At 74.0% G+C, this 13856-nt stretch carries 13 protein-coding genes; 8 read left to right on the top strand and 5 right to left on the bottom strand.

What is annotated here, in order from left to right; translation table 11 throughout:
* Nucleotides 1-77 precede the first annotated feature (77 nt).
* From ACFW1A_RS10450 to ACFW1A_RS10440, 3 genes are all read right to left on the bottom strand, one after another.
* Nucleotides 78-332 carry a hypothetical protein gene (locus ACFW1A_RS10450; protein WP_380407191.1) on the bottom strand — a complete coding sequence of 85 codons (255 nt, stop codon included), beginning with the start codon at nt 330-332 and terminating at the stop codon, nt 78-80.
* A 104-nt stretch (nt 333-436) separates the two neighbouring features.
* Complete coding sequence (locus tag ACFW1A_RS10445; protein ID WP_380407189.1) at nt 437-1108, bottom strand: GntR family transcriptional regulator; 672 nt, start codon at nt 1106-1108, stop codon at nt 437-439.
* Nucleotides 1109-1133: 25 nt separating this feature from the next.
* Nucleotides 1134-2078 (bottom strand): LysR family transcriptional regulator, encoded by a 945-nt coding sequence (locus tag ACFW1A_RS10440; RefSeq protein WP_380407187.1) that lies wholly within the window; start codon nt 2076-2078, stop codon nt 1134-1136.
* Nucleotides 2079-2137: 59 nt separating this feature from the next.
* Between ACFW1A_RS10440 and ACFW1A_RS10435 the strand changes: the two genes are divergently transcribed.
* Nucleotides 2138-2947 carry an NAD(P)-dependent oxidoreductase gene (locus ACFW1A_RS10435; RefSeq protein ID WP_380407185.1) on the top strand — a complete coding sequence of 270 codons (810 nt, stop codon included), beginning with the start codon at nt 2138-2140 and terminating at the stop codon, nt 2945-2947.
* Between the two features lie 78 nt (nt 2948-3025).
* Nucleotides 3026-4450, top strand: coding sequence for an alkaline phosphatase family protein (locus tag ACFW1A_RS10430; protein WP_380407183.1), 1425 nt, complete (start codon nt 3026-3028; stop codon nt 4448-4450).
* Nucleotides 4451-4528: 78 nt separating this feature from the next.
* On the opposite strand, the gene ACFW1A_RS10425 is transcribed toward ACFW1A_RS10430, so the two are convergent.
* Nucleotides 4529-5119 (bottom strand): ABATE domain-containing protein, encoded by a 591-nt coding sequence (locus ACFW1A_RS10425; protein WP_380407180.1) that lies wholly within the window; start codon nt 5117-5119, stop codon nt 4529-4531.
* A gap of 90 nt (nt 5120-5209) precedes the next feature.
* Here ACFW1A_RS10425 and ACFW1A_RS10420 point away from each other — a divergent pair, with 90 nt between their 5' ends.
* Nucleotides 5210-5962 (top strand): MBL fold metallo-hydrolase, encoded by a 753-nt coding sequence (locus ACFW1A_RS10420; protein WP_380407177.1) that lies wholly within the window; start codon nt 5210-5212, stop codon nt 5960-5962.
* Between the two features lie 147 nt (nt 5963-6109).
* On the opposite strand, the gene ACFW1A_RS10415 is transcribed toward ACFW1A_RS10420, so the two are convergent.
* A complete protein-coding gene (locus tag ACFW1A_RS10415) occupies nt 6110-7717 on the bottom strand; it encodes an FAD-dependent monooxygenase (RefSeq protein ID WP_380407175.1) in 1608 nt (535 codons plus the stop codon).
* 174 nt (nt 7718-7891) lie between these two features.
* Here ACFW1A_RS10415 and ACFW1A_RS10410 point away from each other — a divergent pair, with 174 nt between their 5' ends.
* The 5 genes from ACFW1A_RS10410 (at nt 7892) to ACFW1A_RS10390 (ending at nt 13800) form a co-directional block, all read left to right on the top strand.
* Nucleotides 7892-9436: an MFS transporter gene (locus tag ACFW1A_RS10410; protein ID WP_380407173.1), complete on the top strand. Its 1545-nt coding sequence runs from the start codon at nt 7892-7894 to the stop codon at nt 9434-9436.
* Nucleotides 9437-9532: 96 nt separating this feature from the next.
* Nucleotides 9533-10483, top strand: a complete 951-nt coding sequence (locus tag ACFW1A_RS10405) for an aldo/keto reductase (RefSeq protein ID WP_380407171.1) — start codon at nt 9533-9535, stop codon at nt 10481-10483.
* Nucleotides 10484-10644: 161 nt separating this feature from the next.
* Nucleotides 10645-11796 (top strand): ScbA/BarX family gamma-butyrolactone biosynthesis protein, encoded by a 1152-nt coding sequence (locus tag ACFW1A_RS10400; protein WP_380407169.1) that lies wholly within the window; start codon nt 10645-10647, stop codon nt 11794-11796.
* Nucleotides 11797-11915: 119 nt separating this feature from the next.
* Entirely contained in the window at nt 11916-12602 is a 687-nt protein-coding gene (locus ACFW1A_RS10395; RefSeq protein WP_380407167.1) for an HAD family hydrolase, read from the top strand.
* A gap of 124 nt (nt 12603-12726) precedes the next feature.
* Nucleotides 12727-13800: a 3-oxoacyl-ACP synthase III family protein gene (locus ACFW1A_RS10390; protein WP_380407165.1), complete on the top strand. Its 1074-nt coding sequence runs from the start codon at nt 12727-12729 to the stop codon at nt 13798-13800.
* The last annotated feature ends 56 nt before the right edge of the window (nt 13801-13856 follow it).

Here is a 13856-nt window from a genome sequence, read left to right as displayed (position 1 = left end):
GCCGCAGGGGCACCGGGTCCGTGGTCGCTCGTGAGCAGTGAGCAGTGAGCAGTGAGCAGTGAGGTGGGCCGACCGCGCTACCGCACCTCGGCCTGCGCGTGCTCGGTGCGGCCGGCCTGGTCGAGCAGCTGCCACGCCAGGGCGCGGGCCTCGGCCGGGGTGAGCCCGGCCCACACCTTCGAGGTGCCGCCACGCTCCGGCCCGACCGCCAACGTGACCCGGGCGACCCGCAGGCCTGGCGCCTCGAAGCGCAGCTCGCCCACCCGGATCGCCCGCCCGCAGGCCGTGACCAGCGGATCCGCTCCATCGACCGTCCGCGACACTGTCCTCACACCCCTTGTCTCGCCACCTCGTTCGGTACCAGGGAGAACACGGGGCGTGGACCGTTCCATTCCGGCCGCCGCGCGGACCGGGGCAGTCCGCCTCGCCGGCCGGCTCAGTCGGCCGGCTGCCCGAGGTGCCGGTCCAGGCAGCGCCGCGCACCGGCGGCGTCGCCCGCCAGCATCAGGTCCAGCAGCTCCAGGTGCTGCTCGGCGACGGGGCGCAGGTCGCCGGCCCGGTCCAGGCCGGCCGGACCGTGCAGCCGGGTCCGGTTGCCCAACTCGGCCACGGTCTCGACCAGTCGGGTGTTTCCGGCGAGCGCCATCAGGGCCTGGTGGAACTCCCCGTCGGCGGCCAGGTAGCCGGCCAGGTCGCCCGCGGCGGCCGCGGCCACGGTCCGCTCGGCGAGCGGGCGCAGCGCGGTCAGCTGGGCGGGCGTGGCCGTGCCGGTCAGCCGGGCGACCATGGGGCCCTCCAGCAGCGCGCGCACCTCGGACCACTCCGCCAGGTCCCGCTCGGTGTCCTCGACGACCCGGAAGCCCTTGTTGCGGACGATCTCCACCAACCCCTCGCGGGCCAGCACCAGCATCGCCTCCCGCACCGGGGTGGCCGACACGCCGAAGTCGGCGGCCAGCGTGGGCGCGGAGTAGACCACGCCGGGCCGCAGTTCGCCGGAGACCACGGCGGCCCGCAGCGCTCGGGCGACCTGCAGGCTCAGGCGGTCCTGGACGAACTTGAGCGAACGGATACTGCTCTGCGATCCCTGCTGGGGCTGGTCCTCGTGCACGTGGTCATTATGGGTGACGGCCGTCTCAGGGCGTCCGCCCGGTCGCCCCCGGCAGCGGATGGCCGTCGGCGGTGGCCGCCTCCCGCCGCAGCAGGCGCAGGAACGCGCGCGCCGCGGCGGACGGCGGCAGGCCGCGCACGGTGGCCGCGTGCACCTCGCGGACCGGCAGGTCGCGCTTGTCCAGCGGGACCACCACCACGTCCGGGCGGACCGCCCCGGCGGCCAGAGTGGGCACCAGGGTGACCCCGAGCCCGGCGGCGACGAAGCCGAGCTTGGCCATCCAGTCCCGCGCCACGAAGCCGACCCGGGGCCGGAAGCCGCTGCGCAGGCAGGAGCTGATCAGCGTCTCCTCGGGCCGGGTGCTGGCGGCTATCCAGTCCTCGTCGGCCAGCTCGGTCAGCCGCAGGGTGCGTCGGTGCGCCAGCCGGTGGCCGGGCGGCAGCGCGACCATCATGAAGTCGTCCCGCAGTTTGACCAGGTCCAGGTGGTGCGGGGCCTCGCCGAAGGCGGTGCTGAGCACCGCCAGGTCCACCTCGCCGTCGTGCAGCAGGGCGATCAGCGTCGGGCTCAGCCCCTCGCGCAGGCTGACCGCGACGCCCGGGTGCGCGCGGCGGAAGGCGGCGATGGCGCGCGGTACGAGCGCCGCGTCGGCGCTGGCGAAGGCGCCGATCCGCAGTCGGCCGGTGGAGACCTCACGCAGTCCGGTCAATTCGCGGCGGGCGGTGTCCAGCCGTTCCAGCACCGCGTCGGCGTGGCCGAGCAGCACCCGGCCGCCCTCGGTGAGCCGGACCCCGCGCGGCAGGCGGTCGAACAACGGCACGCCGGCCTGCTGCTCCAGTGCGCTGACCTGCCGGGAGACCGCCGACTGGGTGTAGCCGAGCGCCTCGGCGGCGGCGGTGAACGATCCGCGCCGGGCCACCTCGGCGAAGATCCGCAGCAGCGGCGTGGCCAACTCATGCGTCTCCGACATGGCAGCCATGCTAGACATTCGTTGGTCGCATCGTTCTCCGGCTGTCTACCGTGATCGGCATGGATCTGAAGATTGCTTTTCTCGGACTGGGCAACATGGGCGCGCCCATGGCCAAGCGGCTGCTGACGACGGGTCACCGGCTGACGGTGTGGAACCGGACCCGCTCGCGGGCCGAGGAACTGGTGGCGGACGGGGCCGTGGTGGCCGACAGCGCCGCCGAGGCGGTGCGCGGGGCGGACGTGGTGATCACCATGCTGGCCGACCCCGCGGCGGTGCTGGCGGTGGCGGGCGAGATCGTCCCGGCGCTCGAGCCGGGCGCGGTCCTGGTGGACGCCTCGACCGTCGGGCCGCAGACGGTGCGGGAGCTGGCCGAACTGCTGCCCGCCGGGGTCGCCCTGGTGGACGCCCCCGTGATGGGCAGCACCGACCGGGCCGCCGCCGGCAGCCTGCTGCTGCTGGTCGGCGGTGACGTCGAGCGGGTGCGGCCGATCCTCGAGGTGCTCGGCACGGTCAACCCGTGCGGCGAGGTCGGCAGCGGCGCGGCGCTGAAGCTGGTGCTGATCAACGCGATGGTCAACGGCGTCGCCGTGATCGCCGAGGCGATGGCGCTGGCCGAGACGCTGGGCATCCCGGCCCAGCGCGCCCGCGAGGCGCTGGCCGCCAGCCCGCTGGCCGGCGCGGCCGGCCGGGCGTTCGCCGAGGGGGTCCTCTACCCGGTCCGGCTGGCGGCCAAGGACGTGGCGCTGGCCGCCGCCAGCGCCAACCTCCCGGTGGCCGAGGCGACCCACCGCACCCTGCAGAGCCTGCCGGAGCTGGCCGACCAGGACCTGTCCGCGATCGTGGGCCGGGTCGCCAAGCCGGGCGAGTAGTCCGGCGCGCCGACGGCGGCGGTCCTTGACCCGGCTCCGGAGCCACGGGTGAATGGAGCCGACGAAAGGGCCGCCGCCATGCCAGAACTGACCCGCCGTCGACTCCTCGGTGCGGCCGCCGTGACCGCCGCCGCCTCCGCCGCCACCGTGCTGCCGCCCAACCTGCGGCGCGCGCTGGCCGCCGGCGCCCCGGCCACCGCCCGGCTCGGCGACATCCGGCACGTGGTGCTGGTGATGCAGGAGAACCGCTCCTTCGACCACTACTTCGGCACCCTGTCCGGGGTGCGCGGCTTCGACGACCCGCTCGCGCTGCGGCTGAGCACCGGGCGCGACGTCTTCCACCAGCCGGACCACGCCAGCCCGGACGGCTACCTGCTGCCGTTCCACCTGGACACCACCCGCAGCAGCGCCCAGGCGATCCCGTCCACCAGCCACCAGTGGGACGTGCAGCACGAGGCGTGGAACCACGGGCGGATGGACCGCTGGCTGCCCGCGCACCGGGCCGCCGACGGTGTCAACGGCCCCTTCACGATGGGCTACTACACCCGCGAGGACATCCCGTTCCAGTTCGCGCTGGCCGAGAGCTTCACCGTCTGCGACCAGTACTTCAGCTCGGTGCTGGGCCCGACCTGGCCCAACCGGCTGTACTGGATGACGGGCACGCTCGACCCGACCGGCCGGCACGGCGGTCCGGTCATCAGCAACGAGACCCCCGCGCCGCTGACCTGGCGCACCTATCCGGAGCGGTTGGAGGAGGCCGGCATCTCCTGGCAGGTGTACCAGGAGGCCGACAACTTCGGCTGCGACGTGCTCACCCACTTCGCCGCCTACCAGCAGGCCGGGCCGGGCCACCCGCTCTACGAGAAGGGCTTGAAGCCGCGCCCGCACGGCGCGTTCGAGGAGGACGCCCGCAACGACCGGCTGCCCGCGGTCTCCTGGATCCTGCCCACTTCGCGCGGGTCCGAGCACCCGGACTACCTGCCGGCGGCCGGTGCCGACTTCGTCGCGTCCAAGATCGAGGCGATCGCGGCCAATCCCGAGGTCTGGGCGAAGACCGTGCTGATCCTCAACTACGACGAGAACGACGGCCTGTTCGACCACGTGCCGCCGCCGGTACCGCCGCGCGGCACGCCGCGCGAGTTCGTCGGCGGGCTGCCGATCGGCGCCGGCTTCCGGGTGCCGTGCATCATCGTCTCGCCCTGGACGGTGGGCGGTTGGGTGGCCTCGCAGCCGTTCGACCACACCTCCGTGCTGCGCTTCCTGGAGCGGTTCACCGGCGTGCGCGAGCACAACATCTCGCAGTGGCGGCGGCGTTCGTTCGGCGACCTGACCTCCGCCTTCCGCTTCGAACGCGCGGCCGGCCCGGCGCCCGCGCTGCCCGGGACCGCGGCCCTGTTGGCCCGGGCCGAACGGGAGGTGGCCACGCTGCCGGCGCCGAAGCCGCCGCGCACCGGCCAGCGCCGCCCGCACCAGGAGCCGGGCTCGCGTCCGCACGCCTCCTGACGGTCGGTCAGGAGGCGCGGGCGTAGCGGTTCGACGGGCCGGACCGCGGCGCGTGCGGTCGGCAGGTCGCGGGTCGGGCTAGCCCTGCTTGCGGCGTGCGTAGGCGCGCGCCGCCCGGATCCGGTCGCCGCAGCGGGTCGAGCACCAGTGGCGGGCCGCGTGGGTGCGGACCAGGTAGCGGGTGCACGGGGTGCCGCCGCACTGGGCCAGCCGTTCGGCGTCCGGGCCGGTGAGCAGTTCGGCGGCGTCCGCGGCGAGCACCGCCATCGCGTGCTCGACCACCCGGTTGGCCGGGTGGGCCGCCTCCCGGTGCAGGCCGCGATCGTCGTCCCAGGCCAGCAGGGCGGCCGCGGGGGCAGTGGTGAGGGCCGTGTTGACCGCCTGCAGGGCGGCCGCCGGCGGCTCCGCGGCGGCCACTGACGCGCCCAGCAACTCCCTCACCTGGTCGCGCAGTTCGCGCAACCGCCCGGCGCACAGCTCGTACAGCCGGGCGTCCTCGGGCGCCAGTCCGCGCTCGACCAGCCAGGCGGTGGCCTCCTCGGGGGTGGCGAGCAGGTCGCGGCGGCCGGTGGGCAGCGAGAGCAGGGTGTTGGCGAAGTCCAGCGCCGGGTGGTGGTCGGCCCCGGGGGCGGCGGGCGGCACGGGCGCGGTCACGTTCATGCCTCTCATGTTAAACCTTGCGCTTCTCCGTGAGGAGGGGGTAGCGTTTCTCACGGCAAAACGACGAGTTCTCCGTGATGAAAGCTGTGAGGTGGCGTCATGAGCAAGCAGATCCCGATCACCGTCTTCGGTGGGCCGACCGCACTGATCGAGTACGGCGGCCTGCGCCTGCTGACCGACCCGAGCTTCGACGCACCGCAGACCTACCAGCGGGCCCCGGGCGTCTTCCTGGAGAAGACCGCGCCGTCCGCCGTGGACCCGGCGAGCCTCGGCCCGATCGACGCCGTGCTGCTGTCGCACGACGAACACCCGGACAACCTGGACCGGTCCGGCCGGGCCCTGCTGGCCGAGGTCCCGCTGGTGCTCACCACCCCGAGCGGCGCCGGCCGGCTCGGCGGCGCCGCCCGCGCTCTGGCCCCCTGGACCTCGATCGAGCTGACCCGCCCGGACGGGGGCACGGTGACCGTCACCGGCACCCCCGCCCAGCACGGCCCGGAGGGCTGCGAGCCGATCAGCGGCGAGGTGGTCGGCTTCGTGCTCAGCGCCCCCGACCTGCCCTCCGTCTACGTCAGCGGCGACAACGCCTCGCTGGAGGTGGTCCGCGAGATCGCCGACCGGCTCGGCCCGGTGGACACGGCGGTGATCTTCGCCGGCGCCGCCCGCACCAAGCTCTTCGACGGCGCGCTGCTCACCCTGGACAGCGCCCTGGCCGCCGAGGCCGCCGCCGTGCTCGGCGCCCGCCGGGTGGTCCCGGTGCACTTCGACAGCTGGGCGCACTTCACCGAGGGCCGCGAGCAGCTGCTGGCCGCCTTCGAGCGGGCCGGACTGGCGGACCGGCTGGACCTGGCCTGACCGCAGCACGGCCGGGGCCCCGGGGGCCCCCGGGGCGGGACCCGGGCCCCCCCCGGGGGCGGCCCCCGCCCCACTACCGGGGGGGGGGGTCCCGTCCACCGGGACCAGCCCCCTCCGTCGTCGCCGTCACCCCCGCCCGCGAGCGGGTCAGGCGGCCTCGTCCAGCTCGGCCGGCACCTGGGCCACCGGGCCCAGCGCGGTGGTCAGTTCGGCCGCCAGCGCGGACAGGTCACGGGCGTGGCCGTGCGCCGCGACGTGGCCGTCCGGGCGGACCAGGTAGAAGCCCGGCTGGCCGCAGCCGGTGTGCTTGCGGGCCCGGGCCCGGTTGATCCGGACCACCGAGACCTGCGGCCGCTCGGCGGCCAGCCGCTCCACCCCGGCGGTCAGCGCGGCGTCGTCGCCGGGCACCAGCACGAGGTTCCAGCCCATCGGCCCGGCCTCGGGGCCGGCCAGCCCGGCGCCGAGCACCAGCGGGCGGGGGAGCACCGCGCCCACCTTCAGCCCGCCGGGGAGCTGGCTGCGGACCTTGCACAGCGCCTGGCCGGCCGGCTGCTGGGTCGGGCGCAGCGCGGGGTAGGCCAGCCGCCGGCCGGCCATCACCGGGCCGTAGAACCGGGACAGCAGGCCGGAGCGGTCCGCCACCTTGAAGGCCGCGTCCCGGGCCAGCACCTTGGCGGGGGTGTTGACCAGCCAGGCGCGGGTCTGGATGTCGGTGTCCCGGACCACCCGCTGGGCCACCGCGGAGCGCTCCGGCCCGTAGGAGAGCAGCAGGTCGCTCGGGGCCTCGCCGTGCAGCACCGCGGCCAGCTTCCAGGACAGGTTGTGCGCGTCCTGCAGGCCGGTGTTGAGGCCCTGGCCGCCGGCCGGGCTGTGCACGTGGGCGGCGTCGCCGATCAGGAAGACCCGGCCGAGCTGGAAGTCGCCGGCGTGCCGGGCGTGCACCCGGAAGACCGACTGCCAGACCGGCTCGCCGATCCGGACTCCGCGCGGGCCGCGCTCGTCCACGATCTCCTGCATCCGCTCCACGCTCACCTGCTCGCCGGGCGCCAGGCTGGAGAAGAAGCGGAAGACCCCGTCCGGCAGGGCCACGATCACCAGCGCGCCCTTGGGCGACTGGTAGTAGAGCGCCTGGTCGGCCGGCAGCTCGCCCTCGATCTTCGCGTCCACCAGGGCGAACGCGGTCTCGTAGGTGCTGCCGTTGAAGCCGGTGCCGATCTGGCCGCGCACCGCGCTGCCGGCACCGTCGGCCCCGATCACGAACGGCACCCGGGTCCGCTCGATCCGGCCGTCGGCGTGCTCCAGCACCGCGGTCACGCCGTCGGTGGCGTCGATCCGGCCGGAGAAGTCCATCCCGTCGAAGCAGAGCAGGCGCACCCCGCGCTCCACCTTGCCGCCCAGCTCGTGCAGCTTGTCGGCGATGACCTGCTCGGTGGAGCTCTGCGGCAGGCAGAGCGGGGCCAGGTCCTCGTTGAACTCGAAGGTGGCCAGCGGCTCGCGGTCGGAGAAGTAGCTGAAGGCGTTGATCTGCAGGGCGGCCGCGCGGGCCGCGTCCAGGATGCCGAGGTCCTCGAACAGGTCCAGGGTGCGCGGCCACAGCAGCAGGGCCTTGGGGAACGGACTGGGCTCCGGCGCCCGGTCGATGATCCGCACCCGGACGCCGCGGCGCAGCAGTTCGCTGGCCGCCAGCATCCCGGTGGGGCCACCACCGACGATCAGGACGTCGACGTCGGACTGCGTCAGGGAAACCTGGGACATGGCTGATGACTCCTCAGATGTCTTGGTGCAATCGGCTCGTGAGGGCTGTGCGGCAGGCGCCCGACCGGACGGACAGTCATCCGATCGCGACGCCCAACAGATTGACGATGACCATAAGATATCTTATGGTTCTAGGCATCTGGCAAGTCCTCAGACGGAAATTGGGAGAGTGGAATGAGCGTCACCACCGAAGTCCGCCGCTCCGATCCGCCGCGGGCCAGGGCAGCCGGCGGGCTGTCCACCCTGGTCGCCGTGGCGCTGGCCAGCGTGATGCTGCCGCTGACGGTCACCGGGCCGGCGGTCGCCCTGCCGAAGCTGGCCACCGAGCTCGGGGCCGGCGTCGGGGCGGCCCAGTGGGTGCAGAACGCGTACGGTGTCACTTTCGCGGCATTCCTGCTGGCGGCCGGCGGCCTGGGCGACAGGTTCGGTCGCAAGCGCATCCTGCAGCTGGGCAGTTGGGTGTTCCTGGCGATGTCGCTGGTCTGCGGCCTGGTCTCGAACATCGTGCTGATCGACGTGGCCCGGGCGATCCAGGGCGTCGGCGCCGCCGGCGTGCTGACCAGCGGGGCGGCGATCCTGGCGGCCTCCTTCGAAGGAAAGGCCAGGACCAAGGCGTTCGGGGTGCTCGGCGCCTCCTTCGGCTTCGGACTGGCACTCGGCCCGCTGGTGGCGGGCGCACTGGTCGGCACCGTCGGGTGGCGCGCGGTGTTCCTGATGAACGTGGTGCTCGGCCTGGTGGTGCTGACCCTTATCCCCAAGGCCACCGAGTCCCGCGACCTGAACGCCCGCAGCGTGGACTGGGGCGGACTGGTCACCTTCAGCGGAAGCCTGGCGCTGGTCGCGATGTTCTTCGTGCAGGGGCCCGAGCAGGGCTGGGGCAGCGTCTCCGCGATCGGGGCGCTGGTCGGCGCCGCGGTCTTCATGGTGGCCTTCGTCCTGGTCGAGATGCGGGTCGAGCGGCCGATGTTCGACCTGTCGCTGTTCCGCCGGCCGACCTTCCTGGTGGTGGTCTGCCAGCCCTTCACCATCACCTTCGGGTTCGTCGTGCTGCTGGTCTACCTGCCCCAGTACTTCCAGGGCGTGGGCGGTCTGAGCGCGACCGCGGCCGGCACCGTGCTGCTGCCGCTGACCCTGCCGGTGCTGACCCTGCCGCTGGTCTGCGGGCGGCTCGCCGCCCGGGTGCCGCTGCGGGTGATGCTGGCGGCCAGCTCCGCGCTGATCGCGGCCGGCTCGCTCTGGCTGATCGTGCTGCAGCCCTCCTCGGGGCCGACCGGACTGATCGGGCCGCTGCTGGTCTTCGGCATCGGCGTCGGCAGCGCCTTCGGCGTGATGGACAACGCGGCGGTCAGCGTGGTTCCGGTCGAGCGGGCCGGGGTGGCCTCCGGCATCTTCAACACCATGCGGATCACCGGTGAGTCGATCGCCATCGCCGGGGCCGGTGCGATGCTGGCCAGCCTGGCGGGCAGCCGGCTGCACGGCGCGGTCCCGGGGCTGAGCTGGGCCCAGGAGCAGAAGCTGGCCGGCGACGCCGTCCAGGGCCGGCTGGCCGACTCGCTGGACGCACTGCCGCAGGGCAGCCGCGCCGCGGCCTCGCACGCCGTCAGCCAGGCCCTCACGTCCTCCATGCACACCGCCTTCATCGTGCTCGCGGTGCTGGCCCTGATCGGCGCGGTGACCACCTACCTGGTGGTCCGCGACCGCGAGCTCGACCGCGACTGAACCACCCGCCCCACGGGGCACCGCGGTTCTTTGGACACATCGACGAACACTACGCACGAGGCCCCGCCCGTGCCACACTGAGGGAGTCAACAGACAATGCAGAAGCGTCAGTTGGGCAAGAACGGGGAGACGGTCGGCGCGCTGGGCCTGGGCTGCATGGGGATGAGCTTCGCCTACGGCAGCAGCCAGCGGGACGACGCCGAGTCCATCAAGGTGATCAACCGGGCGATCGACCTGGGCGTCACCCTGATCGACACGGCCGACGTCTACGGGCCGCACACCAACGAGGAGTTGGTGGGCAAGGCGGTCCGCGGCCGACTGGACGAGATCGTGCTGGCCAGCAAGGCCGGCCTGGTGGTCCGGGACGGCGACATCGTCCCGGACGGCCGGCCCGAGCACCTGCGCCGGGCGGTCGAGGGGTCGCTGCGGCGGCTCGGGGTCGACCGGATCGACCTCTACCAGCTGCACCGGGTCGACCCGGCCGTTCCGGTCGAGGAGTCCTGGGGCACCCTGGCCGAGCTGGTCCAGCAGGGCAAGCTCGGGCAGCTGGGCCTGTCCGAGGCCACCGTCGAGCAGCTGGCGGCGGCCCACCGGATCCACCCGGTGGCCACCGTGCAGAGCGAGCTGTCGCTCTGGAGCCAGGACCAGCTCGCCGAGGTCGTCCCGTGGACCGCCGCCAACGGCGTGGGCTTCATCGCCTACTCGCCGCTCGGCCGGGCCTTCCTCACCGGCGCGATCAGCTCGGCCCGCCAGCTGGACGCCGACGACTGGCGGCACACCAACCCCCGCTTCACCGAGGCGGCCATCGCGGCCAACCAGCCGCTGGCGGACGCCGTCGCGGTGGTGGCCGAACGCAATGGCGCGACCCCCTCCCAGGTGGCCCTCGCCTGGGTGCTGGCCCAGGGCGAGCACATCGTCCCGATCCCCGGCACCAAGCGGATGGCCTACCTGGAGGAGAACGTCCGCGCGGCGGACCTGGTGCTCTCCGCGGCCGACCTGGCCGAGCTCGACGCCCTGGGCGACCGGGTGGTCGGCACCCGCTACTGACGAGCCGTCAGCAGCCCCGGCCGGCCCGGGCGAGCACCGCACGGCAGCCCCGCTGGCGCACCGCACCGAAGCACTCAGAAGCACTAGTCCGCTCGAAGAACCACCCGGCACATTCGACGCACCAAGCGCATACGAATCCTTCGAATCAGGAGCCCTCAGCCATGACCACCGTGATCCCCGCCACCCGGACCGGCAACCAGACCCCGATGATCGACCTCACCGGCACCGCCCTGCTCGACCCGCGGAGCATCGGGGGCGCCCCGCTCTCCTACGCCGCCACGGTCGACCGGGCCCTGGTCCACCGGGACGCGCTCGCCGAGGTCTTCGTGACCGACCTGCAGCCCGGCGGCGAGCTGGACTACACCGCGGCGGCGCAGCTGCCCCGCTCGCACGCCTACTACGGCGACCACCTGCTGCGCCCGGGCGTCTACGACCCGGTGCTGCTGATGGAGACCGCCCGTCAGGTCACCCTGGCCGGCGCCCACCGGTTCTTCGACGTGCCGGGCAGCGACAAGTTCATCCTGACCTTCCTGCGGGTCAAGCTGCTGCGCCCGCAGCTGCTCACCATCGGCGACTCCCCGCTCAACCTGGAGCTGCGGGTCACCGTCACCGAGCGCAAGGTCCGCAACGGCGCGGTGACCGGCCTGGACCACGACATCGAGCTGCTGGTCGGCGGCGTGCTGGCCGGCTGGGCCGGGGTGGGCCTGCGGTTCCGCGACCCGGAGGGCTACCGCGCGCTGCGGCTGGGCAACCGCAACGGGGCGGCGCTGCCGACCACCGCCGCGCTGCCGCCGCAGTCGGTGGCCACCTTCGGCAAGCTCGCGCTGCCGGTCGCCCCGCACCTGGTCGGCCGCTCCGACGCGAAGAACGTGGTGCTGCTGGAGCCGACCCGGCGCGGTGACACCACCAGCGCCTCGCTGCGCATCCCGGCCGAGCACCCGAGCATGTTCGACCACCCGCAGGACCACCTGCCCGGCATGGTGCTCGCCGAGGCGGCCCGCCAGCTGGCCCTGTTCACCGCGCTGGACCGGGCCGGCCTGTCCACCGCGAAGACCGTGCCGACCGCCATCGAGGTCACCTTCAGCAAGTTCGGCGAGCTGGAGAGCGAGATCCAGCTGAGCGCCTCGGTCCGCGAGGAGGTCCCGGTCGAGGGCACCGACGACCGCCCCTACTGGACCATCGGCGGCGTGGTGGACTTCACCGCCGACGAGCCGGCCCCGCCGGCCGGCCGGCTGACCCTGGGCGTGGACGTGCGGCAGAGCGGTGAGTCGATCGCGGACTTCACCATCGAGCTGGCCCGGGTCAACGCCTGACCCCCGACCGCGCCGGGGCCGCGCCCCCACCGGCCCACGGCCGAGCACCGATCGACGGCTCCCCGGGTGGCCGCCGCCCCACCGGCGGCCACCCGGACCGGACCAGGAAGGACACCACGATGGACCGCACGACCCGCACCGCCGCCTTCTTCGACGTGGACGAGACGCTCGTCCGGGTCAAGACCATGTTCCACTTCCTCGACTTCTACCTGCGCCGCCGCGGCGAGCCGGACGGCACCTACCAGCGGCTGGTCGCCGACCTGCGCGAGCAGGCCGACCGGGGCGCGCCGCGCCAGGAGATCAACCGGGCCTACTACCGGCTCTACGCCGGGGAGAGCGCCGAGCGGCTGACCGCGGCCGGCGAGGCCTGGTTCGAGCAGAGCGTCGAGCAGGACCTGTTCGTCCCGGAGACGGTGGCGGCGCTGGCCGGCCACCAGCAGCGCGGCCAGCAGGTGGTGCTGGTCTCCGGCTCGTTCTTCGCGCCGCTCGCCCCGATCGCCGCCCAGCTCCGCGCCGACCTGGTCGTCGGCACCCGCCCGGTGGTCCGCGCCGGCCGGCTGACCGGCGAGGTGGTGGTCCCGGTGATCGGCGAGACCAAGGGCCGGGTGGCCCGGGCCGTCGCCGCCGTCCGCGGCCTGGACCTGCGCGGCAGCAGCGCCTACGGCGACCACGCCAGCGACCTCGCGCTGCTCGGCGCGGTCGGCGACCCGGTGGTCGTCGGCGACGACCCGGTGCTGACCGCCTACACCGAGACCGTCGGCGGCCGCCGACTGCGCCTGGCCGAGCCGGTCACCGCCGGCATCTGATCCCCCGTCCGCTCCCTCCCACCAGCTCCCTCCCACCAGCTCCCTCCCGTCCGCTCTTTCCCCGAGCGCTGCGCACCTCCCCGCCATCCCACCGCACAGACTTCACAGACTTCAGGAGAAGACCATGTCGTCCGCCATCGGCATCGTGGGCACCGGTTCGTACGTTCCCGAGACCGTCGTCAGCAATGAGGAGATCGCCGCCGGGGCGGGGGTGACCGCCGACTGGATACTGACCAAGACCGGGATAGGCCAGCGGCATCGCGCCGCCGACCACCAGGCCACCTCCGACCTGGCCGCCGAGGCCGCCCGCCGGGCGCTGCAGCAGGCCGGGGTGCGGGCCGACCAGCTCGCCTTCGTCGTGGTCGCCACCTCCACCCCGGACCACCCGCAGCCGGCCACCGCCAGCCTGGTGCAGAACCTGATCGGCGCCCGCCGGGCGGCCGCGTTCGACATCAACGCGGTCTGCAGCGGCTTCGTCTACGCGCTGGCCGTCGGCAGCCAGATGCTGCGCGGCGGGACCGACCAGCAGGCGCCCTACGGCCTGGTGATCGGCGCCGACATCTACTCCCGGATCCTGGACTACACCGACCGCAAGACCGCGATCCTGTTCGGCGACGGCGCGGGCGCCGTGGTGCTCGGTCCGGTGCCGGCCGGGCTCGGCGTGGTGGAGACGGCGCTGGTCGGCCGCGGCGACCAGCACGAGCTGATCGGCGTCTCGGCCGGCGGCAGCCGCAACCCCGCCTCGGCGCGGACGGTGGCCGAGGGCGAGCACTTCTTCCGGATGGACGGGCGCGGGGTGCGCGGCTTCGTGCAGGAGGTGCTGCCGGAGGCGGTCAGCGGGTTGCTGGGCCGGGCCGGGCTGCCCGGGGAGCAGGTCAAGCACTTCGTGCCGCACCAGGCCAACGGGGTGATGCTGGGCGAGGTCTGGCCGCAGCTCGGGCTGCCGAACGCCAAGATGCACCTGACGGTGGACCAGCACGCCAACACCGGGGCCGCCTCGGTCGGCATCACGCTGGACGCGATCCACCGGGCGGGCCGGCTGCACCGCGGCGACCTGGTGATGCTGGCCGGGTTCGGCGGTGGCATGAACATCGGTGCGGCGCTGCTGCGCTGGGCGGTGGAGCTGCCGCAGGCGGCGGCGGACGGCGAGGCCGCCGAGCAGTCGGCCGGGAAGGTGCTGGTGGGCGCCGGCGTCTGACGGACGTGCCGGTGGTGCGCGAAGGCGCCGGGTCGAGGACTCCTCGACCCGGCGCC

Origin of the sequence: Kitasatospora sp. NPDC058965, assembly GCF_042741245.1 — a bacterium.
Lineage (GTDB): Bacteria > Actinomycetota > Actinomycetes > Streptomycetales > Streptomycetaceae > Kitasatospora.
This window is presented reverse-complemented; position numbering and strand designations above follow the sequence as displayed.